This window comes from Ruegeria sp. CG4 (genome assembly GCF_056537185.1).
Genome location: NZ_JBQFRB010000012.1, coordinates 33,054 through 55,392, shown reverse-complemented (window position 1 = coordinate 55,392; position 22,339 = coordinate 33,054). Strand labels below are relative to the sequence as shown.

Annotated in this window: 14 protein-coding genes; 7 read left to right on the top strand and 7 right to left on the bottom strand. The window is 59.3% G+C overall.

Annotated features, from left to right (window positions below):
• The first annotated feature begins 11 nt into the window (after window positions 1–11).
• The 3 genes from ACR0J2_RS22030 (at window position 12) to ACR0J2_RS22020 (ending at window position 4,800) form a co-directional block, all read left to right on the top strand.
• Complete coding sequence (locus tag ACR0J2_RS22030) at window positions 12–1,547, top strand: formylglycine-generating enzyme family protein (RefSeq protein ID WP_480813865.1); 1,536 nt, start codon at window positions 12–14, stop codon at window positions 1,545–1,547.
• Between the two features lie 303 nt (window positions 1,548–1,850).
• The gene (locus ACR0J2_RS22025; protein WP_480813864.1) at window positions 1,851–3,137 is read left to right on the top strand and encodes a peptidoglycan-binding domain-containing protein; all 1,287 of its coding nucleotides are present in this window, start codon (window positions 1,851–1,853) and stop codon (window positions 3,135–3,137) included.
• Between the two features lie 214 nt (window positions 3,138–3,351).
• On the top strand, window positions 3,352–4,800 hold the full coding sequence (locus tag ACR0J2_RS22020; protein WP_170682199.1) for a peptidoglycan-binding domain-containing protein: 1,449 nt from the start codon (window positions 3,352–3,354) through the stop codon (window positions 4,798–4,800).
• Between the two features lie 74 nt (window positions 4,801–4,874).
• Here the strand turns inward: ACR0J2_RS22020 and ACR0J2_RS22015 are convergent, their stop codons facing one another.
• From ACR0J2_RS22015 to ACR0J2_RS21985, 7 genes are read right to left on the bottom strand one after another with little or no spacing between them, the layout of a single operon-like run.
• The gene (locus ACR0J2_RS22015) at window positions 4,875–8,249 is read right to left on the bottom strand and encodes a CHAT domain-containing tetratricopeptide repeat protein (RefSeq protein WP_480813863.1); all 3,375 of its coding nucleotides are present in this window, start codon (window positions 8,247–8,249) and stop codon (window positions 4,875–4,877) included.
• On the bottom strand, window positions 8,246–8,884 hold the full coding sequence (locus tag ACR0J2_RS22010; protein ID WP_480813862.1) for a hypothetical protein: 639 nt from the start codon (window positions 8,882–8,884) through the stop codon (window positions 8,246–8,248). Before ACR0J2_RS22010 ends, ACR0J2_RS22015 begins: the two co-directional genes overlap by 4 nt.
• Window positions 8,874–10,985 carry a caspase family protein gene (locus ACR0J2_RS22005; RefSeq protein WP_480813861.1) on the bottom strand — a complete coding sequence of 704 codons (2,112 nt, stop codon included), beginning with the start codon at window positions 10,983–10,985 and terminating at the stop codon, window positions 8,874–8,876. Before ACR0J2_RS22005 ends, ACR0J2_RS22010 begins: the two co-directional genes overlap by 11 nt.
• Window positions 10,982–11,539 carry a hypothetical protein gene (locus tag ACR0J2_RS22000; RefSeq protein WP_480813860.1) on the bottom strand — a complete coding sequence of 186 codons (558 nt, stop codon included), beginning with the start codon at window positions 11,537–11,539 and terminating at the stop codon, window positions 10,982–10,984. The genes ACR0J2_RS22005 and ACR0J2_RS22000 overlap by 4 nt, the downstream gene beginning before the upstream one ends.
• A gap of 3 nt (window positions 11,540–11,542) precedes the next feature.
• On the bottom strand, window positions 11,543–12,952 hold the full coding sequence (locus ACR0J2_RS21995; RefSeq protein WP_480813859.1) for a sensor histidine kinase: 1,410 nt from the start codon (window positions 12,950–12,952) through the stop codon (window positions 11,543–11,545).
• Window positions 12,949–14,016: a response regulator transcription factor gene (locus ACR0J2_RS21990; protein ID WP_480813858.1), complete on the bottom strand. Its 1,068-nt coding sequence runs from the start codon at window positions 14,014–14,016 to the stop codon at window positions 12,949–12,951. Before ACR0J2_RS21990 ends, ACR0J2_RS21995 begins: the two co-directional genes overlap by 4 nt.
• Window positions 14,017–14,071: 55 nt before the next feature.
• Window positions 14,072–15,121 carry a patatin-like phospholipase family protein gene (locus tag ACR0J2_RS21985; RefSeq protein WP_170806943.1) on the bottom strand — a complete coding sequence of 350 codons (1,050 nt, stop codon included), beginning with the start codon at window positions 15,119–15,121 and terminating at the stop codon, window positions 14,072–14,074.
• Window positions 15,122–15,325: 204 nt separating this feature from the next.
• Between ACR0J2_RS21985 and ACR0J2_RS21980 the strand changes: the two genes are divergently transcribed.
• The 4 genes from ACR0J2_RS21980 to ACR0J2_RS21965 are packed head-to-tail and all read left to right on the top strand — an operon-like array spanning window position 15,326 to window position 22,319.
• A complete protein-coding gene (locus ACR0J2_RS21980; RefSeq protein ID WP_480813857.1) occupies window positions 15,326–16,006 on the top strand; it encodes a hypothetical protein in 681 nt (226 codons plus the stop codon).
• Window positions 16,006–17,871, top strand: a complete 1,866-nt coding sequence (locus ACR0J2_RS21975; protein WP_480813856.1) for a S1C family serine protease — start codon at window positions 16,006–16,008, stop codon at window positions 17,869–17,871. Before ACR0J2_RS21980 ends, ACR0J2_RS21975 begins: the two co-directional genes overlap by 1 nt.
• 9 nt (window positions 17,872–17,880) lie before the next feature.
• On the top strand, window positions 17,881–19,167 hold the full coding sequence (locus ACR0J2_RS21970) for a hypothetical protein (protein WP_480813855.1): 1,287 nt from the start codon (window positions 17,881–17,883) through the stop codon (window positions 19,165–19,167).
• Window positions 19,167–22,319, top strand: a complete 3,153-nt coding sequence (locus ACR0J2_RS21965) for a virulence factor SrfB (RefSeq protein ID WP_480813854.1) — start codon at window positions 19,167–19,169, stop codon at window positions 22,317–22,319. Before ACR0J2_RS21970 ends, ACR0J2_RS21965 begins: the two co-directional genes overlap by 1 nt.
• The last annotated feature ends 20 nt before the right edge of the window (window positions 22,320–22,339 follow it).

Below are 22,339 nucleotides of genomic sequence, written 5' to 3'. Positions count from 1 at the left end.
TGTGTTTTTTCATGGCTTGGCTGTCTTCGGCTTGGGCAAGCGACGCCCCATGGCCCCCCATTCTGATCGATCCTTCCAGCCAGTTGCACGGCCCTGCGGATCTGGTCTTGCCGATGCCTTGTGGCGGTGGCATGGCCTTTCAGAAAGTCAACGTGCCGGTCGATATCGCCCGCCCGTTGTCGGACCGACCCTTTCGTATGGGGCAGTCTGACGCCGATACCGCTTTTTCGGACTACCTCAAGCCCACCTATCTGCGCGGGGCATTCGACGACCCCGAAAACAGTGTCAGCTACTATTATATTGCCCGGTACGAATTGAATGAGGCTCAGTACCGCGCCATCAACATGAATTGCGACGGCGGCTTCAAACCGGTCGAAGCCCGGGCCAAAGGCGGATTAAGTTGGTTCGAAGCCGTTGATCTCTCGCGCGCCTATTCCGAATGGCTGATGCAGAACGCCCGCGACAGCCTGCCCCGGCAGGGTGACCGCACCGGCTTTCTACGGCTGCCGACCGAACCTGAATGGGAATATGCCGCCCGTGGTGGCGCCAAAGCCGACGCCTCGGTTTTTGCCGCCCGCAGGTTCTTTTCCGAAGGGACATTGTCCGATTACGCCGCCTATCTGGCGCCTGGCAGCGGGAGCACCAAGCTCAGCATCATCGGAGCGCGACGGAAACCCAACCCGCTGGGCCTTCTGGATATCTATGGCAATGTTGAGGAGTTGATGCTTGAACCGTTCCGCCTGAATGCCATCGGGCGCAGTCACGGCCAGTCTGGCGGACTGGTCACGCGTGGCGGTTCGGTCGATCAGGAAGACGCGCAAATCTACACCGCGCGCCGTAATGAATACCCGATGTACAGCAGCCTGAATGGACAGGCTCTGGCCGGCGAATACTTTGGTGTCAGGCTGGTCATCAGTGCCGCCGTGGTATCCGAAGACCGCTATGACGCGATCCGTGATGGCTGGACGCAAGAGGCTGATCGGTCCTCGGAAGAGCAATCTGACCCACTGGCGACCCTGAACGCGCTGCTGGAAGAGGAAGTGGACCCCCGCCGCAAATCTGCCTTGGGCGATCTTCAGCTGGAATTTCGCATCGCGCGGGAACAGGCGGCGGAATCCCTGTTTCAAGCCGCAAAATCCACACTTCTGAGCGGGGCAGCTTTCGTGGAGACCTTGATCGAAGGCAGCCGCGAAATTCAGCAACTGGAACGGGACAGCCTGCGCCTGCTGGACACGATTAAGGTCACGGTCGGCAATCAACGCACCCAACTGATGCAGACATTGAACCTGAACCTCGACCGGCTGGATGCCTTGCGGGCAAGCCGGGATACGTACTTGCTGTCTTACCGGGCAACGCTTGAGACCTTGGGTTCCGACGTTGAAACAGAAATCCGTGAACGCGCCTATGAAGGGCTGACGCAGGATCTGGCCCAGGCGGAACAGGCGCAGCTTTTGGCAATGCTCAACCGGTTCTGGACGGATATGGGGCTTTATCTTGAAGAACCGGACATGGAGAAAGATCAACTGCTGCTGATCGCTATTCAGTAGGGTGAACCTGTGCGGTTTGTGGACCCATTCATTTGGCTGAGCGGCCCCCGTAAATCTGAATGACAAAAAGCTGTTTCGGGCAAAAATCCGGGCACGCTCCGTCCCTTGGTGCCCTAATGCATGTTTGCGCTATGGGTCAGACTTGAGGCCAAAAAACCGAAGACTAAAGCCAACTCCTTGAAAAGAAACCGCAAAACTCGAACTTCCCCCCGATCCTGAGCGATAACATTTTTTGTAACGGGCTATTTTGAACGGCACTGGCTAGCGTTGGTCCCAGATAGTTTTTTGCTTAGGGGGTCGACAATGGCACGCAGTATTTTCAAACACACGCTGGGCGGCGCATTGGCCGCATCCATGATGATGACAGCATCGGTTGAACGCGCAAACGCAGGCGCGAAGGAAGTGATCGGTACAGCGATGCTGTTATGTCTCGCCAATCCAAACATCTGCCCAAGAAACAAACCAAGACCTCCCGGCAAAAAGCCGGTCCCAACGCCCGTTCTAAGCGAGGAAGAACGTCAACAAAACCGCGACGTGCAGAACGCCTTGAACACATTCGGCTTTCCGGTCGGAAACGCTGACGGTGTATTGGGCCGCCGGAGCCGCGCAGCCATTCGCGACTATCAGTACTTCATGGGTGATCCTGCCAACGGACGCCTTTCCCAGTGGGAACGGGATACATTGATCAACGCATGGCGCAAGTATCAGGCAGGCGCGGGCAACGCATATCCACGACTGATGGCCGCCGAAGGCCCCCGTGGCCTGCTTAAGGTTGAACGCAACCCCAGCTACGCCGGGCATTACGACGGGCAGCAACCGCAGCCCTACCCATCGCCACAACCCTTAGACGGTGGCATTGTCGATCCGAACAATCCATCCCCGCCACCCATCGTCGGCGAACTGCCCAAACGCATAGGAACACCCGTCAAATCTGTGGCCGGGCGCTGCGAACTGGTGGGTGCCACCTCGAAAATCCAGGGCGGGCTGATCCACGCGGACAATGTGACCGATCACCATCAGGCGCTGAGTGAAAAACTGTGCGAGGCACGCGGACTTGTCATTACTTTGGGACAGTCCTCGCAGTCCCATTTCGCGGTTTCCGAAACCGAAATGACGGAAATCTGCAATCACATCAAAGCCACATTCTCGGGCACAATCAGTGCTCTTCCCGGAACGCCGGTGCAGTCCACCCTGGACAGCGCGCGGAATGCGAATGCTACGCTTGGGCTGAATATGCCCCAGATTGCCCGGGACTATGGCGAGATCTGCACGGGAATGGGGTATCGCATGGACGACGCCGAGATGGCGCTGGCCGGTGCCCTTTCACTGACCGCATCCGGCCACGCTGCATATGGCGAACTGGTTGGCCATCACCTGCGGGAAGGTTTCGGCACCGCCGAAGCTCCGAAGGCGTCGGTCGAGTGGTATGCGAACGCGATGACGGCACTGGAAAATGGTGCGCCGGCAGTGTTCATGGCCAGCGCCACACAGGATCGCATCAGCGTAATCCGAAAGGCAATGCAAATCGCGGAAACGCAGGCTGCACTTCACGGTGTTCCCGTAAATGCCCAATGGTCGGCAGGTAATTGACGATTTATCGAGATACTGTTTCGACATTAAGGGTCATTACGCCTGAATTGTCGAAGTTTTAGGGCGCCATACCCACCCTCGGCGTCCTAAAATTATTTGTTTTCAATGCTCAATTGTATGGGTGCAAACAGGTGACATTTTTTGTAACATGCACTGAATCACATGTTTAAGTAAGAATAGCGATATAGATTTTGGGTAAGGAGGTGACTTAAAGATGCCACGTCATATTTTAAATAAATCCGTCGGCGGCGCATTGCTGGTCTCCCTGATGATTACCACGGGCGTCAGCCGCGCAAGTGCAGATCTGGCAGATGTGATTATCGGCGGCGGTGCCGCTGTGATCCTTGGGTGCGCTACAGGCGCAATCAACTGCAACAAAAACAAAAAACGCAGCCAAACGACGACCACGCGCCGCTCGACGGTGAATTCTGCCCAACGGCAGCAAAACCGTGAGGTTCAGAGCGCGCTGAACGGCTTCGGCTGGAACGCGGGAACGGTCGACGGCGTAATGGGAAACCGCAGCCGTGCTGCGATCCGTGATTACCAGGGTTACATGGGATACCCCCAGACCGGCCAGCTTTCGGATTGGGAACGTCAGAACCTGGTCAACGGATGGCGTCAGTATCAGTCAGGTGCCGGTGGCGCTTATCCCCGCACGATGGCTGCTGAAGGCCCGCGCGGATTGCTGAACATCGGTCGTGACCCCAATTATGCCGCACGTTATGGCGACAATGCCGGGCCGAACTACGGTGCAAATACTCCCAATTATGGCACCAACAACAACGGCATTGTTGACCCGTGGGCCAACAATGGCACTCAGGCCGCAGCTGCGCAGCCCCTGAACCAGGTACCACGCCAGCAGGTCCCGCAGGCGGTCATTCCCGACCAGCCCCAGCAGGGTGGCGGTCAGGTTATCGGCAATGGCGGCACGGTGCCAAAGCTCAAGCCCCTGAAGCCGGTTGGTCAGCCCACTGTATCCGCCGCTGCGCGGTGTGAACTGGTTGACCAGACAACGCGCATTCAGGGCGGTGTGGTTCAGGCGTCGAACATGACAGATCCGAACCAGGCACTCAGCGAAAAGTTCTGCGAAGCACGTGGATTTGCCATCACGCAAGGTGGATCGCTCGCATCGCAATACGCGGTGTCCGAAAACGAGATGACGGAGCTGTGCAGCCAGATTGCGGGTGGGTATTCCGACGTCATGTCCGGTCTGCCCACAACGGATCAGGCACAGGTCATGCCGGCGGTGCAATCGACCGCCACCCAGTTGGGTCTGAGCGACGCCGCAACAATGGGCGTCTATGGCCAGATCTGCCTGGGCATCGGTTATCGTCTGGATGATGCCGAAATGGCCCTGGCTGGCGCATTGACAATGATGGCTGCGGGTCAGGCTCCTTACGGAGAGCTGATTGGGCACCACCTGCGTGAAGGGTTCGGTGTACCGGCGACTCCCGCGGCAGCGGTTCCGTGGTATGTGAATGCGATGGATTCGCTGGAAAGCGGTGCAACGCCTGTTTTCGTCCCCAGCACGACAACCGAACGGGTTCAGGTCATCCGTTCTGCACTGCAGGTACAGAACCAGCGTGCAGGAAACAACGGGCAAAGCCTGCCCAGGGTGGTTCCGGTTGCAAATACGCTGCCGCTGCTGACGCCCAAGGACTAAGCTACAACTGCCAGAAAAAGCAAACGGGCCGCCTGATCAGGTGGCCCGTTCTCTTTTGTGGCGCAGGTCATCTGTCAGCCCGCGCCAATCATCAGGAACGGGGCCCAGATCGACGGGTGGGAATTGGGCAGCTGGGTCTGATCGCGGCTCGGGTCGTCAAAAAGAGCTTTCATCGCCTGCCTCAGCGACTCGGCCTTGCTGATCTGATTTTGCGAGGCGGTCACGGTGCGGGTAATCAGCGCCTCGGCGGCGCGATCATCTACGCGCCAATGCGAGACAAGCATATTGCGCGCGCCAGCCGAGAAAAAGCCCTGAACCAACCCCCCCAGACCTTCGCCGCCGATGGAATCTTCCCCTGCTGTGTCGCAGGCCGACAGAATGACCCAGTCAGCGCCAATATCGAGCTGCGCGGCCTCGGAGGCGGTCAACAGGCCATCGCCGGTGAAACTTCCTTGCGCCGGGGCAGTCCCATCTGGCGTCAGCGCCAATGCGGGTTCGGCCAATCCCTCGAACGCGCCCGACAACAACCCATGCGTTGCAAAATGCAGAATTTGCGCCTGCGCCAGTTTGCCTTGGTTGTTGAGCGCAACGATTTCCGCTTCGCTTGCTGAGGAACCCAACCGAATGTCGCTGCGGGTCTCTCCGAACAACCCTGCCAGCGTTTCAACTTCGCGCCGGGTGCCCGGCAAACGCGGAAGCGCGCGTACTGCGGTTGCTCGTTGCGAGATCGATCCGCGCATAACGATGTCTGTCTGAGGCAAGGCCGCCAGTTCCGCCCCCTGAAACGCAGGGTCGCCAAATCCGACATATGCCAGCCTGGAGGCTGGTTGCTCGGGGACCCGGGGACGTTTTCGCAGGTTTTCAAGGGCCGCGACGGACGGCACAACCCGCAGCGCGCGCTCATGCCCCAACCAGCGTATTTCGCGCAGGTCCCTTGCGGTGCGACGGTCCTGCAAATGTCGGCCCGGGTCATCCACGATCAGGGCCGCGAAAGGTATGCTCAGCGTTTCACCGTAGGGGACCAACGTCCAGGTCGACTTGGAACCAATCAGATCAGCTATTTCCGGCGATCCGAAAAACGTCTTGTGCAGTCGTTCTGCGGCATCGAAAGCAAACGGGGCGGCATACCGCGTCGCTGCGGCGCCCGACGCGCCCTGCACGTTGGCAAGCGGCGCCCGCAATTGGGCCATATGCTCTGGCGACTTCGGGTCAAGCGTACGCTGGAGATCAAGTATGTCCTGCACCAGAACGTTCCACTTCTGAGGCAATTCAACCATCGCCGCGCCGTCCCGGGTCACGGCAAGAACCAGCCCTTTGATCCCTTTCTTATGCGCGCTCTGGGTTGTGGCTGTCAGGATCATGATCACAGCCTCATCCGGCGCGATTACCTCGCGCTGGATATGGCCCATCGTCAGCGGCGCAGGGATTTGCCATTCGAAGTACTCGGAAAACTGTGCCGACATCCGGGACCGCAGACGGTCCAGATCCGAATTCTGAACATCGTTCCCGACCCGCTGGGCCAAAGTCGCTTTCTGCCATTGCGCCGCAAGTTGAACCAGATCGGGGTTTTGCGCCTTGTCCCGGATCGCCGCACGGGCCACAGCGACAGAGGCGGGGCCGTAACCCGCCAGTTGCATGGCCTCAAAGGCCATCTGAACATAGAGGTTCTTCTCCTGCTCACTGCCGGTTTCGGCAGCCTTGAGCGCTGATGAGGCGAACAACTCACCATACACCTGGCCAATCAGGTATACTTTTGCCCCGCCCGCTATCCCTTCCAGCCATTGAAACCCGCGCAGATAGTTCAACAGGTCGACTGTTCCATTCTGGAAGACGGCTGCCGCAGCAGAGAATTGCCCGCCTTTGAGCAGTGCCGACCCATGCGCGTCCACCAATCGGTAGTTGATGTCCAGATCGGGTATGGAACCCGTCCGCTGTTCTCCTTCCCGCTTTTCGATCTGGTTTCTTATGACTGCCAGCGCGGTTTCAATTTGTCCGGCTTCTTGCAGGAAAAAGGCATAGTTGAGTTGTGATGCATAAGCCTCAAGCCGCGTGCCTTGCGCCTCCTCTGCGGCGGCCAGTCGGCGCAGCATTTCCAGATCAGAGGCCGTGGGTTTCTTTCCCGCCTCTGTTCCATCCCAGAACGCAAGCTCCTCCTTGGGCCGGCCCAAGGCGACATTGGCCTGAATTTCCTTGTCCTTGGCCTGCAACCTGCGGGCCTGGACTTGCAGGGTTTCACGGTGATCCGGTCCCAGTTCACGCGTCAGGATATCGATGGATCGGGCATATAGCGGCTTGGCCCCTTTGAAGTTCTGGCGGAAATTCACCAGGTGATCGGCCACTGCGAAATAGACTTGGGCCTGCTGCCGTTCAGGGACCGCACCCGGATCCGAGACGATCAGTTCAAGCGCCGCCATCATTTTGGCCTCATAACTCTCGAACTCGAGATTCGCCAAATCATGTCCGGCCAGCGCCAGCAGCGCAGCAAGACGCTGAGCAGGATCCTCGCTGGACAAGGCATCATCCGCAATTTGCCGGTTCAACTCGCGGGCTGCGAACTTCCGCCCCTCCGCGCGTTCGATATCCTCCAGCGTTCGGCGCGCCCATTGAATAATCTCGTGCCCCTGAGGCAGTTTGCCCTGCGCCGAGGCAAGAACGTCCTCAGTAACGGATCGCGCCTCATCCAGTCTGCCAACACGCTCCAGCGCAATTCCGTATCGCAGCCGCGCGTAAAGGTGGGACTCGCTGTCAACCGCGTTTAATCTTTTGCCCAGTTCAGACGCTTCACGTGTAGGTTCAAGCGCTGCTTCATAGGCTTCCATCGCGTTCAGGGTATTGGCCAAACCGTTCAATGCCACTTGCAGCTTGCGGCCTTCCGTGTCGTGTTCCCGCGCGATCCCGACCATGTTTTCAAACATTTGCCGGGCGCCATCCAGCTGGTTTGTATCCAGAAGAATTGCGCCAACCAGAATACCGGTATCCAAACCTGCAGCGCTGTTTAACAAACCCAGTTGTTCAAGATCCCGCAGCAGCTCTGAGCTGACACTCAGCGCTTTTTCGTGGTGTCCGAGCAGTTGCAGAAGACTTCCGTATTCATAGCGGACATACAGCCCGTCTCGCTGAAGCCACAGACCCTCAATCCGGGCTGCGTCGACCGATTTGGTGTAGGCGCGCAATGCGTCTTCCCTGTCGCCGATGCCGAACAGGATTTCTCCTAGTATCCCATATTGCGCGACCCCGTTCCGTCCTTCGGTGCGCAGGCCCCGGTCGATCATGGGTTCCATCTGCCTGACAAGTTCCCGGACCGTGGCATGATCCTGTGCAACGAAGGCCTGACCGGCTCGGTTTTGCAGCGCTTCCAATTCGGCAGAGTTCTGGTTCTGGGCGACGACCGGCAGGGCCAGAGCCAGCAATAGCGCGAAAACAGCGCCGGGCAGGCGGATGCCGATCAACCCGGCGCCTCGCAATCCTGATGGGGCGACTGTGGAACAAACAACGCGACGCGCCCCTGACTGCCGCCGGCATTCGTGATCCGCAACGTCGCGTTGACGCAACTGTCGATCCAGACATCCACCAGCGCCGCAATCCCTTCGATGCCAGTCTGCGGGCTGATGTCTGCGGCGATGCTGGTTCCGTCCGAGCCCACGAGTTCAACGTCGATATCAGCCCCACCTGACCCGCGCCACAAGCGAGCCTCAATCCACGTTACTTCCGAGCCGACAAGAAAAACGTCCGTTTCATGAGTTTGTCCGGGCGCAAGCAGCAGGTCCAGACGGGCGGCGCCACCAAGCTGACCCCGGGATCCGGTTTCGAGAACAGTGCCCAGCAAATCCGCTCCTCCGGGCATGTCACGCAGCGCGTCGGCCAAAGGCAAGACCGAGAACGGATCGTCCGGGTCCAGAGTGCCGCCTTCCTCAAGCAACACAGCCAGACTGCTGGCAAGGGCCTGCGGTTCGTTTGCCTCAACGGCCCATTCTGCCACAACCAGGGCGCTTTTGCGCAGGTCGGCCGCCTCGGCCGATCCACCCTGACCAAGGAACATCAGGCTCAAAACAGTCAGAACCGCAATGTTGATTTTACTGCGCACCGCGTTCGGCCCCCACCTCTGCAACGGTTTTCAGCGGAATAATAACGGCACCGCTTTGCTTTATTACAGTTTCACCGACGGAACGGGTTTTGGCCAGCCCGAATCCGGCATCGGTCAAAAGCGAGGATAACGAGTTGGCGGGCGCAGACCGTGTTGTGGGTGGCGCGCGTTCGTCTTGTAAATAACGAAAATCGACCGGGTCCGACCCGGGCATGCCGCGTTCGGCCAGGATCAAAACATGCATCTGACCAGTAGCCAGCACTGCCCCATCCGGCCCACGCGTGGCTTCGGTATAGCGCAGGGTATCGGTCTCTCCTGCCCCTATGCGCCAGCCGCCTTTTTCGGCATCCCTGTATCCCGACAGGAAATACACCTTATTGTCCGGCGCGACATAAAGGGGCGTCAGATCAACCGGCCAGGGATTGCGATTGTGAACGGAGACCAACACTGTGTCACAGTGGCCAACCTGCAGGATGCCCTGAGGTGCGAACTTCGGCTCAACCTGAACCGCCAAAGCCTCCTGACATACAAATTCTTCGTCTGCTTCACCGGGGATGCGACGGGCACTGGCGGTGATCCCGTGCGACAAGGGGCTGGTCTGCAATATCGCCGCAACCGAGATCAACGCGCGCGACTTTGCGGCCTGCTGCAACATCTGCTCCAGCAGAGGCAATTGGGTCGCATCAAACGGAACAGACAGCGCATCGCGCGCACCGTCGGGAACGGGGTGCAGCACCAGCCGGTCCTTATCGGCGACGATTTGAATGTCCGGATCGTTCTGATCAAGGCGCAACCGTGGCTGCAGGTCCGAGATCATCTGAGCAATCTGCTCCTCAAATTGCGATCCAGCAGATAGCAGCGACAGCCCTACTGCCAGCGAAAGATCTGTCGGGCGCGAAGAAACCTTTGCGGCCAGGCGGGGCGCGCGGTGCTGAAGCCAGCGCATTCGGAACTGTTCGGGGTCCAGACCCTCGGCTTTGATCTTCTCATCCAGTGTGGCGCGGGTGGTTTCCGGAAGCGGGGCGGTGGCTTGGGTCAGCGTCACTTCGGTTGGCGACACATCGAACAGCAAGGCACCATCGCTGTCCTCGACTGAAAACACCGTATCTGTCGTAACGCCATCGATGACACCAGCCTCGACAACAACGAGGTCCGAGATGAAAACGGCAAACCGGTTCGGCTCTCCGGCACCCTCAGAAAGCATGGGCTTTGTACCCAAAGCCCCCTCAAACCGCGGATCTGCACGCCCCCAGCCAATATCCCAGAGCGTCGCGGAAACCTGTCTGGCCAGTTCTGAATATGTGGGGGCTTCGGCACTTCGCAACGCACTGGCCAGCGCCCATGTCATCAGACCATGAACCGTTGGCGAACCCGGCGGTTTCAACTCGTAGGCCAATGATCCAGCCTCGGCGGCATAGAAGCCGGTAAAGTGACCGGGTGCGAGAGTACTGGCTTTCGACAGGTCCACGAGTGGTTCGGCAACCGGGCTGACTGTCTTGTCGGGCCTCAGATCGACAAAGCGGGCAACGGCTGTCTCACCCCGCCGAAAGCTGCCGGAATGACAGGTATCCGCAATCAGCCACACATTCGCCCCGGCGGCGATCATCCGGTCTATTCTGGCCCCGATCTCATCGTCCCGGACAACATTGACCGGCGCGTCATCGGCATCAAATGCAAAATCCGAGGGCAAGAAAACCTCATCCAGCCCGTCCACCTCGGATGTGTCCGAACCGGACGCAATCTGCGCACCGTGGCCCGCCATGTAGATCGCTATCTTGTCGCCCGCCTGCGCCTCTGCCGCCAACCGATCCAGCGCGGCCAGAATATTGGCGCGCGTTGGAGTTTCGATAGAAACACCTTCGGTTTCAGTCAGTTCCGGAGAATCCGACAGCACTGAAATCTTTTCTATTGGAACACCCTTGCCAGCAAAAACCTGCGTCATCAGCGCCACGTCCGGGCCCGGTCCGGTCAGGGCCCCACCCAGACGGGCCAGATCAGCAGTGTAATTCATCACGCCAATCAACAGCGCTTTGCGGTCGGGATTAGCGACGGCCGCACCTGCCGACAGAAGGCAAGCTACTATCAGAAAAACGCGGATCATGGCTCTACAGGCCGGGTCTCAATGACGACCCAGTTAGGACCACCCGGCACGTGATTGATTTGTAGCTGACCTTGCAGGTCTGCAGGCACACAGTTCCAGTTCTGCGCCTCACGTCGGCAGGACGCCCCCGACGGACCAAACACCTGCCGCGCTGACACGCCTGATGCGGAAGCAAAGGACGCAACACCCTGCCCCTGTGGGAGGGCGAACCGACTGCCGCCTGGGACAATCCAAACCATGTTTCGCAAAGATTCAGGCGAGGTATTGCTAATCAAACGATCAAGCCGCTCACCCAGCTCTTTGTCCCCTCGCATCAAAAACCGCGCCTCGGCCTGATAGCGGTTTTGCAGTTGCGTTGCGGTTTCGCCTTTGGGGGCGTGTGCGAAAACAATCTCGAGCGCGGTCAGCAACAGGGGTGCGTTCTCAGTTGATACGGCCCAGTCGGCAAGAACCAGACCGGCAGAGACCCGGGCTGCCGCACTGTCTGGTTGTGCCTGCATTCCCGTTGGCAGGACGATCACAAGAAAGGCTGAAAACACTTTTGCCTTCATCATGGCCTACCCTCCCCCGCCCGATGCCGCGCCGGATACCGATGCAACGACCCGCCCGCCGCCTGCATCTTCCGCCAGGCTGGCCGAAAAACGATGTTTCTGCACAATCGCTTTCACCAACCCCAGACCCAACCCATACCCGGTAATACCGGAATGCTCGGCACCTTGCGCGAAACGCTCGAACGCATGCTCGGTAAAGCCTTGCGACAAGGCCCCGGTATTGGAAATCTTGAGGTCGAACCGTGTCGCATCCCGGGTCAACTCGACCCGGATTTCGCCGTTTGCGGCAGCGTATTTTACGGCGTTGGACAAGAGGTTCGACAGCATGAGTTCCAGAAGATGCGAGTTGCCGGTGACACGTAGCGACTTGTCTATGTGCTGAACCAGACTTCGCCCGTTTGCCTGCAGGTCTTCTTCGAAATCGTAAACAAGGTCTTCCAGCAGATCCCCCAACGGGACGTCAGGTTCCAGCCGGATATCCGCATCGGCCTGAAGCCGGAACAATTGCATGATGGATTGCAGGCGGGCGTCAGCGGCATCTATTCCCATGTCGATACGCTGTGCGTGAATCTGCCTGTCCTGCGCGTTTTGTGCATTCAGCAGCTTCCGCATGCCGCTGCGAATATTCTGAAGCGGTGTCCGCAACTCATGCGCCAGATGGGCGGACAGGGCACGCAAATCTGCGAACAGCCCGTCAATCTTGGGCAGCGCTTCGTTCAACTGGCGACCCAGCTCGCGCAATTCCGGCGCGGGCGTTTCATCTTCAAACCGAATGCCGGTCTCGCCCGAAGAATACCGCTCAAGCAACCGGTTCACCCGTTGCAGACTGCGTCGGTACCGTTGCCAATGGGCGATCTGCAACAGGATCATCAAACCGCACACGACAAGTGAGACACCGGCAATGGCGAGCGCCAGCCAACGTGCGCGTTGGGTTTCGAAACTGGGTGATTCAATTCCAAAGACAAGCGCCACATCCCCAACGGGCAGCGCCCAGTCCTGTGAGGCCGCAGCAACATCAACCGATCTGGTTTCAAAATCGGCCCCATCCAGCGACGCACGTCCCTGCCCGTGCTCAAGGGCGCTGGCTGCGCCCGGTGTTGTTTCCAGCAGAACGCGCCTGCGATCTCCGCTGATCTGCCAGATCGCCAGTTCCAGCCGGTCGGTGCCCGGCAGAACTATGTTGCGTGACCGATCGAACGCGGTGGCCAGCCCACTGACGCCACTGTCTTCGAGAATACGCAGCATCTGCGCTTCGACGCTTTTTAGGGTCTGCCGGTCCGCCCTGTCTGCCGCCGAGAATACGGACAGACAGAATATTGCCGCCAATGTCAGGAAAACACCAAGCGCCGCGTAAAACAGCCCTTGTCCCGTTACCATGCGGGACAGTTTCGGGTTTTCTCCGATCAGGTGGATCACTGATCCGGGCTTTCATCAGAGGGAATGCGCAGCAATGCCTCGGACCGGAAAACATAGGCATCCCCATCGGTTTCCAGGAATTCCGGGTACGTCTCGCCGCGCGAATCCAGAGCGGACTTGAAATCGCGCACCAGCCGGTGCCGGGCCGCCGTCACCGGGTTCGAGCCGACATCCATGAACGTCTTTTGCCAAACGTCCAGATAGATCATCCGCTTGGGGATCGGTAGGCCGTCGCGCTCGGCCAGGTAGATCAGCATTTCGCATTCTTTCGGCCGCAGTTCGACACGCGCGCCGCGCCACCGGACGATCCTGTCCTTACGGCTGATCTCAAGCGGACCAAACACCATCGTTTCTTCCGAAACCAAGGGACGCAATAGCACCTGAACGCGCGCGCGCAACTCGCCCTCGTGAACCGGCTTGCAGATGTAGTCATCTGCCCGCGCGGTCTCGAGCCCGCGGATACGTTCCTCGATGGAATCCAGTGCGGTGAACAACAGGGCCGGAATTCGGATGCCGAGGTTACGCAGACGCGAGATGAAGGTCAGCCCGTCCCCATCCGGCAGGCCCCGGTCCACGACCAGCGCGTCAACCGGTCCGGCTTCGAACCTGTTCTGCGCATCCTTCAGGGTGCGTACACGCATGGCGTCCATACCGGCCTCGCGCAGGACATCCACCGCCCAGTCTCCGATTTCCTCTTCATCTTCCACAATCAGTACGCGCGGAGGCTGCGCCTGATGCCGAAGCGCCTGCACCCGTGTCAGGAACTCATCATCCGCCCCGGTGGCCGACATGACGTCGTCCGCGCCAAGCGCAATCAGCTCGTCCCGGCGATTGCGAAAACTGACCCCGTGGGACAGAGAAAAAAGAACCAGAACCCGTGCCGCGTTCTGTGCAACCTGTGTCAGACGCTCATTCGCCTGGTCATCCGTCAGGGTTTCAACGTCCAGAACAGTGACTGTCGCACCCTCGTCGCCGATGATCAGCTTTTGCGCATCCAGAATGGCAATGCGTGAAGCTTTCTTTTCCGGAACACCGTCCAAATATGAAACATCTACAGTATTCATGATGTACTATCCGTTTTCTCCGATTGGGGACGATATGATTTGAACTGTCAATTCCCTAGGCTGCCTGCAGGTTTCCAACCAACGGCAGAGGCTCAACAATCGTTGCTTCGGCCAACAGTTGCGCTGCTTCAAAAAGCCTTTCCTTCCCCGAAAAATCCGCGATTTTACGCATGTTGCGCAGTTCACCGGGCTCAAGTTCAAAACCAAGCGCATCGAAGGTGTCGCGGGTCAGGCTCATGTCGTAATGGGTGTGCTGCAATCCCGAACCTAACATGTCTGCCATATCACGCATCAGCTCCCGAGACAGCGCCTCGCCATCCTTGATCAGGCCGAAGAGGCCGCGGAAGGCTCTGAAGACTGACACTTTGTCTGTCAGAGAATTGCCCGAATAAACAGGGCGCGAACTGCCCGTACCCAGCGAGGTGAGCGCAATGCGCTGCACACCACGAGCCCGGGTCAGGCGGGTCAGCAGGTAAGACGGATCATTGAACAGGCTAAAGCCGCCATCCACCAGACGGGTCTCGCCCACGCCGCGCAATGTCATGGATACCGGCGAGAACAGACCGGGGGCTGCAGTGCTGGCGCGCAAGAGGTCGGACAGAGGCAGTTTTTCGCATCGGATTTCGGCGGACAATACGCGGTCCACACCGTAGTCAATCGTTGTAAACGCGATCGAATTCCCGCGCTGCAGGTCTTTGGCCAGCAATGTCAGGTCGCATTCCAGATCGTTGCGGTCCAGCAGCCGCCCCTGCGTGCGCTGTTCGAAGAAGCTGTGCAGCAGATCACCGTCGAAGATGTCCTGCAAGAGCGGTACAGCCCGCTTGCGCCGTTTGAAACCGCGCGGCACATCCTGCAAATAAAAATCCGCGATATCCCGAGCGGAAAGGCCCAGCGCGACGCCGGCGGCAATCACTGCCCCGGTCGAGGATCCGGATACGGAATCGAAGCTGTCGGACAGGCGATAATGGGGGCCATATTTCTCTTTCCCCAGGGCCTCGATACGCAGCAACATGGCGGCCGGGATAACGCCCAGCAAACCGCCTCCGGAAACGGACAACAGTGAACTTTCGGTAACTGGTCCTGCTGTGTTTTCAAAGTCAAACATCTCGAACTCTCCGGACGATTTTACCATTGCCTAAAATGGTAGGCTGTGCGGTTAGAAGTTTGAAATGACAGCTTTTGTAAGCGCGGCTGTGTGACAAGTTCTGTAACTGGCCAAATTCTGAGATTTGCGTTGACCATGAGTTATGAGTCACGTTTACTTATCTTCAATTTGTAGGGGGCTATTTTTCTTTTGTTTCGGGCTGTGTTGGCATTTTTGACGACTGGTGTGTTGATCGCGATTGTTGCCTGGTCTGCCGCCGCGCTTGTTCCTGCATGCGGCGCAAATGATCGGGTCGCAGGAACCTGGCTGGATTGGTGCCCTGTCAACAAGGCCGAGCAGGCTGAACAGAGGCTGGCGGCACTCGAACGACAAAACCAGGAACTGGTCGATCGCATTTTGCGGCACGAACGCGAGCTTGCATTGTTGCAGTGTGAGCCCAAGGCACCGCAACAGGCCGCGCTGCCCGATTTGGCCCCCGTACCCGACAAGATCGACCCTCAGGACTGGGACAATCAGCGTATCGGATTGCTGGAAGGGTGCTGGGAACTGGATTCCCGGTTTGTGACCACCAACAGACGGACCGGCGTGAAGACTGATTACAACCAGTGGACCATGTGTTTCGACGCCAGTGGCAATGGGCGCGAAGAAATGCGTGCCGATAACGGCAACAGCTGCGCCGGACCGGTGACCGGCGCGTTCGCAGCTGATGGATCGCTGATTATCGACGAACCCGGCAACCTGCAATGCAGCGACGGCGGATACATCTACCGCCTGAGCAGCAGCTGTAAACTGAATGAATCCGGCACGGCCAGCTGTGTCGTGACGCAACCAGAAGTCGGCAGTTCGACAACCGTCGAATTCCGCCGACCCGCAAGGGGCAACTGATGGCTGAACACTTTCTGACTAAGACGCAAATCGAACTGGGCCAGTGCCTTGAGGCTGGAGACGAGCTTGCGATTGAGGCCTATCCGGCTCTGCTGGACGCGCTCACCGCGCATGGGGGTGAGGAAACGGCGCACCTATTTGCCGAACCGCTGCTCAGCCGGGGAAACGATCAGGTGGCTCCGTCGGTGTCGTGGTATACCGACATCAAGGGAAATGCGACGCCGTTCAATCGTCTGGATGACGCCGCGCAGAACGCGCTGGGGCAGGAGCTGACCCGCAGGCTGGCGCCACTTCAGGCCGCCTTGGGCAACGAGCAGACCGGAAGCCTGATTGGCAGCGCCCTTCATATCCCTGACATGAACGATGTCTGGTCCGTGGACGGAACACCGGTCATCATCAACTGGGGCATGTTGCCCGCCGGAGCCAGCCGCGAAACCGAAACACGCGCGAAACACTATGCACAAACTCTGGGGCGTTTTCTTCCCCTGCCTTCTGCACCGCCTTTGTCGTCAGGCGAAGCGCAGGAAATGGCCGCGCAGAAACAGGCTGTTGCCGCGGCAACTCCTGCGCCAGACGCGGCGGCAGCGACAGCAGCGGCAGCCACGGCGGCTCCGGTCGCAGCAGCAGCCGCAACGGCCGATCCAACACCGCCGCCTCCGCCTTCTCAGGCACCGGCAACACCGCAGCGGGTGCCGCTTTGGGCCTGGCTGCCGTTGCTGTTGCTGCTTCTGCTGGCCGGCGGCGTCCTGATCTGGCTGCTGATCCCCGGAAATCGCATTTTCCCGGACCTTACCAAAGACCGCGCGGTCACTGACGAGGCGGCACTTGCGGCGGTTCTTAGCACCAACAAATCGCTGGAACAGCGTCTGGCAGACCTGCAGTTTGCGCTGGATGGCGCGGTTTGCGAAGCGGATGGCACCTTGCTGATGCCCAACGGTCGCACGATCGAAGGGTTGCTGCCGCCCGATCCGAATGACCGCGCCGACATACCCGGCGCAGTGCGCCCCGCTGACAGAACCTCTATTCTGCCCCCCAATCCGGAGCGCGTGAAAATTCAGGATTCCGATAACCCCAAGGACACCAAATCGCTGCTTGCCTATATCGAGGAGCGGACTGCCATGGTCCTCGCCCCGTCGCCCGAAGGGTTGGGCAGCGGGACAGGTTTCTTTGTGGGTCCGGACCTTCTGGTCACCAATCACCACGTTATCGCATCTCCTGGTGCGACGATTTATGTAACCAACAATGCGCTCGGTTCATTGAGAGAAGCGCAGGTTCTCAAGACATTTGGCCCGTTCCAGTCCACGGGTGGCGATTTTGCGCTGCTGCGTGTTCAAGGCGCACAACAGCCTTCGTTCAACGTGCTGGATTCCGCGGAATCGCTGCGCCTGCAATCCGTTATCGCCGCGGGCTACCCGGGTGATCTGCTGCAAAGTGACGCGAATTTCCAACAACTCCGGTCCGGTGACAGAACCGCCGTTCCGGAATTGGCGGTCACAGACGGCACTGTATCGGCCGAACAGACACTGCCACCGCAAACCAAAGTGGTTGTGCATTCAGCGCCGATTTCCAAGGGTAATTCGGGCGGTCCGCTGGTTGATATGTGCGGCCGGTTGGTTGGCGTGAATACCTTTGTCAAAGTCGGCCCGATGCGCAGCCTGAATTTCGCGCTGTCTACCGGCGACCTGATGCGTTTTCTTGCCGACACAGGCGCGCTTCCCGCCGTTGTGACACAAACCTGCGCCCCGCAGGTTCAGCGCCCGCTGCCGCCGGAAACCGCACAGGCGTCGGGGGCGGCACCTGAAAGCCCCGCCCCGGAAACCAACGCGCTTCCGAAACTGCCGGCGCTGACGCCCAAATCCGAGTGAGCCGCAACGATGTTTGAAGCTTTCCTCGCAAATACGTCGACGCAAGGGCTTTCCCCACTGGGAACGGCACCGCAGCGGTCATTCGAACTGATCTCGGGCACGATTCGGGACAAATTGGGCGAACGTCACGCAGCCCTGTTTGCCGAACCAGTGGCGACCCAGTACGGGGATCGGTTCGACTGGTATGCCGTGACGGGCGGCAAACCCCACAGGCTGGACACATTCGAAGAGGAGGAGCGCGCCGCCATCGACGCGGACCTTCAGGGCCTGTTGTCGGACATCCGCGAATTGGGCCAATCCCTGCTGGACAGCAACGACCCAGACCAGCAGCGGCTTGGCGAAGCCCTGACCAACGCAACACGTTATCCCGATGACGATTGCGTCTACGTGCTGACGGATGGCGAAACACGTCAGCCCGTGCTGTTGAACTGGGCCTGGATCTCGGACAATCAGGCCGCGGTTGCAGGCGACCTGAGTGGCAAGGAGGGGGCTGCAAGAGCACAGAAGAAAGCCACGGAAAAGGCGGCAGCGGTTGCTGCGGCCAGTGCTGCAGCGGCACCGGCATCCGCCGGAGAAGCGCAGGCCACGGCGGCTGATCGTGGTCCGTTAAACCTCTGGTGGCTGATGTGGTTTGGCTGGCTGCTGCTGATGCTGATGATCGCAGCCATCCTGTATCTGATGGTCGAAGCCTGCGCCCTGCGCATTCCGGGTTTGCCCAGTTACTGCCCGCCGCCGGGTGTGGAGGCATCCGAAGAAGAACGCAGAACACTTTGGCTGCGCGACCGGATCGCCAGCCTCGAGAAAGACATCGGCATTGCCGACCGCGCCTGTCAGCCTGACAAGGCAACAGCGCCGATCCCCGACCCGAAAGACCGGGCGCAACTGGTTCCGGATATCGACAGCGAAAGACTGGCTGAACGCGGTGCACGCGAAGGAAAACTGACGATTTCGTTGCTGTGGGACTCGGTTGCGGACTTACATATGGATGTGCGGTGCCCGGGCAATCAGATCATCAATTACGACAACCGCGCGGCTTGCGGTGGCAACCTGGATATCGGCGGTAATCACGACATTCGTACGGCCGTGCCCAACGCAATCGAAAGCATGTATTTCGACGCCCCGGCCAATGGACCGTACAATATCGCAGTCTCGTTGTTTGACCCCCACGGCCAAAGCACCACGCAATCCTTCCGATTGCGTATCAAGGACGGGGTCGAGACCAAAATATTCAATGGTTCCGTCACAAGCGGCCAACCCGCATGGACCAAACAATACGAAGTTGGAAAGGGAAACTGATGCTCAGGGATCGGAAACCACAAATTCGCAAACTCGCGAATTTGCGCGAAGAAATCACTCTGATTCCGTTTTCGGGAATTCAAATGCTGGATTTCGGCTTTGACATTTCCAAGCTCGAAATGCGCCCTCTGCGATATATTGAAAGGGTCACGGGCGAGCAGGATGGTGAGAACATTCTGACCCTGTTCCCGCTGTCCGGCGATGACACGCGCGACGCCGAAATCCTGGACGCGCGGCGAGACGATGACGACGAATATTCGGTTCGGCCAACTGCGGCGCTGGACCCGTTTCTGGACAAATGGGTGCCGGTGCCTTTCCTGCGTCAGAAAAGCCAGCGCGGCCATGCCGGTGAATTGCAGTTCGACCCCGGCCCGTCCAGCTGGGCGCGTATGCGAACCGTCGAACTGGCCGAACCGGACGCCGAAACCGGGCATACCCACAGGATCCAGATCGCGCTGGACACCACGTTGGTGGATCATCAGCAGGACATGAATTACGTCGCGCCTGAGAAATCGGATGCCGAAAAGGCCCGCGATTTCAAACTGGTGACCGAACCCAACGACATGAGATGGTTCCTGCGCCGTCCCGAAACGGACGAAGACGGCAACATGCTGGATCATCAGCGCTGGGTGTCGGAGTGGCTTAAGGAACTGTTCATCAACTTCAAGCGCGCTGAACGGCCCGGACGCCGTTTCGCGGAAGAGGACCTGCCGCACCGGTTCGAACATTGGGCACGATACCTGGCTTATCTGCAGGTCGTACAGAATACCGCGAACCCGCCGACCGTCCGTTTTGCCAATACCGTCAGCGAGCGGGACGCTGTTACACCGGTGAATGTCGATCTGGTTCTGGACGTCGGCAACAGCCGTACCTGCGGCATTCTGATCGAGCAGTTTCCGGGTGAAACACGTGTCGATCTGGCGCGGTCCTTCCCGCTGGAAATCCGCGATCTCAGCAAGCCGGAATTCTACTACAGCGGTCTGTTCCCCAGCCGGGTCGAGTTTTCCGATGTCCGGTTCGGCGATGATCGCTATGCCAGTCGTTCGGGACGGCGCAACGCGTTCCTGTGGCCCAGCTTCGTGCGCATCGGCCCCGAGGCCGTGCGGCTGGTTCAGGGCGAGGAAGGGACGGAAACCCTGTCCGGTCTGTCGTCACCGAAACGATACCTATGGGACAGCGCCGCCGTGCAGCAGGACTGGCGGTTCCACAATCACATGGACCCAAACAACCTGCCCAAGGCGGTGCGATCTGCCATGCGCCACCTCAATGAGGCGGGCGACGTGATGAAGCAGGTCAGGTATGAGGAAGAACAACGCCTGCGCCGCCGGGGCGAGACACCCAGCACTCCGGCCATCCGGCCACGCTTCTCGCGCAGTTCGCTGTTCGGGTTCATGATGGGCGAGATCATTGCGCACGCGCTGATCCAGATCAACGATCCCGCCGGGCGATCCCGCCGGGCGCAATCGGATCTGCCACGCCGTCTGAACCGCATCATCCTGAGCCTGCCAACCGCCACACCGATCAAGGAACAGGCCATCATCCGTTCGCGCACGCAAGGTGCGCTTGGCCTGATCTGGCAGCAATTGGGTTTGGACAGCGCTCAGAAGCCCTATTCGACCAAGCCCGAGGTGATGGTGGACTGGGACGAAGCGTCGTGTACCCAGCTTGTTTACCTTTACAGCGAGCTGACACAGAAATTCGACGGGCGCATCGATACGTTCATCAACCTCAAGGGCAAGCCCCGCATGTCCCCGTCGGGGGCCGAGGAGCCGTCGTTGAGACTGGCCAGCATTGATGTGGGTGGTGGCACAACCGACCTGATGATCACCACCTACCGGAATGAAGCCAACCGGGTTCTGCACCCCGAACAGACGTTCCGCGAGGGGTTCCGCATCGCGGGTGATGACCTGGTTCACCGAGTGGTCAGCGCCATCATCATTCCGCGCATTCAGGAATCCATCGAAGCTGCAGGCGGCGTCTACGTGGCCGAGAAGCTGCGCGAGCTGTTCGGCGGCGACATCGGCGGGCAGGATCAGCAGGCCGTTCAGCGACGCCGGCAATTCTCGCTGCGCGTGCTTGTGCCACTGGCCGAGGCAACTCTGGCCCACTGCGAAACCTCGGAAGAGTTCGACCGGTTTGACCTCCCTGTGGCCCGCATTCTGGGTATGCCCGAGCCGGTTGATCCCGAAGATCGGCCTGACGGTGAAGAAGAGGTAGCGGAAGCACCAACAACCGAACCGACACCCGATGCGAATGGCGGCCGCGAAGTCGGCTCTGACATCCTGTCATATGTCGAAGACGCGGCGGCTGCCCTTGGTGCACGCGACTGGAGGCTGGCCGATCTGGTCCTGACCAGCTCGCGCGAAGATGTGGACGCGATCAGCCGCGAGGTGTTCCAGCGTGTTCTGGGCAACATGTGCGAGGTGATCGATCATCTGGGCGTTGACGTTGTGCTGCTGACCGGACGGCCCTCGCGCCTGCCGGCCATCCGCTCGATCGTGGAGGAAATGTTGGTTGTGTCACCGCACCGGCTGATATCGATGCACCAGTACAAGACCGGGCGCTGGTACCCGTTCCGGGATCCGGTTTCGCAAAAGATCGGCGATCCGAAATCGACCGTTGCGGTCGGCGGTATGCTGATTGCTCTTTCGGAAAACCGTATCCCGAATTTCAAGGTCACGACCGGCGCGTTCCAGATGCGCTCGACCGCGCGGTTTGTCGGTGAGATGGACATCAACGGCCAGATCCCGGACGAACGCATCCTGTTCTCGGATGTCGATCTGGACACGGATGGGTCCAGCAATGACACCGCGACCGTGAACCTCTATTCGCCAGTCTATATCGGATCGCGGCAGTTACCGTTGGACCGCTGGACAACCACGCCGCTGTTCCGGCTGGATTTTGCGGATACCGGCAACCAGTCGCGCCCGCTGCCGATCCGGGTCGAACTGCGCAAGACGGACTTTGACGACAGCGATGGGGAAACCAGCGAAGACAAGCTGCGCCGGGAATCCATGCGCGAGGCCTTCGAGATCGATCAGGTCGAAGACGGCGAAGGCGGCGCGATGAAATCAAGTGATGTCATACTGCGCCTGCACACCCTTGGGTTCGAAGATGAATACTGGATTGACACTGGCGTGTTCCAGGTCTGATCCGGTTTGAAGATGTGAGA

Bases quoted from the DNA above. Each gene is read 5' to 3' on its own strand.
- ACR0J2_RS22030 (WP_480813865.1), top strand. From the start codon at position 12: ATGGCTTGGCTGTCTTCGGCTTGGGCAAGCGACGCCCCATGGCCCCCC.
- ACR0J2_RS22025 (WP_480813864.1), top strand. From the start codon at position 1,851: ATGGCACGCAGTATTTTCAAACACACGCTGGGCGGCGCATTGGCCGCA.
- ACR0J2_RS22020 (WP_170682199.1), top strand. From the start codon at position 3,352: ATGCCACGTCATATTTTAAATAAATCCGTCGGCGGCGCATTGCTGGTC.
- ACR0J2_RS22005 (WP_480813861.1), bottom strand. From the start codon at position 10,985: ATGATCCGCGTTTTTCTGATAGTAGCTTGCCTTCTGTCGGCAGGTGCG.
- ACR0J2_RS22000 (WP_480813860.1), bottom strand. From the start codon at position 11,539: ATGATGAAGGCAAAAGTGTTTTCAGCCTTTCTTGTGATCGTCCTGCCA.
- ACR0J2_RS21990 (WP_480813858.1), bottom strand. From the start codon at position 14,016: ATGAATACTGTAGATGTTTCATATTTGGACGGTGTTCCGGAAAAGAAA.
- ACR0J2_RS21985 (WP_170806943.1), bottom strand. From the start codon at position 15,121: ATGTTTGACTTTGAAAACACAGCAGGACCAGTTACCGAAAGTTCACTG.
- ACR0J2_RS21975 (WP_480813856.1), top strand. From the start codon at position 16,006: ATGGCTGAACACTTTCTGACTAAGACGCAAATCGAACTGGGCCAGTGC.
- ACR0J2_RS21970 (WP_480813855.1), top strand. From the start codon at position 17,881: ATGTTTGAAGCTTTCCTCGCAAATACGTCGACGCAAGGGCTTTCCCCA.
- ACR0J2_RS21965 (WP_480813854.1), top strand. From the start codon at position 19,167: ATGCTCAGGGATCGGAAACCACAAATTCGCAAACTCGCGAATTTGCGC.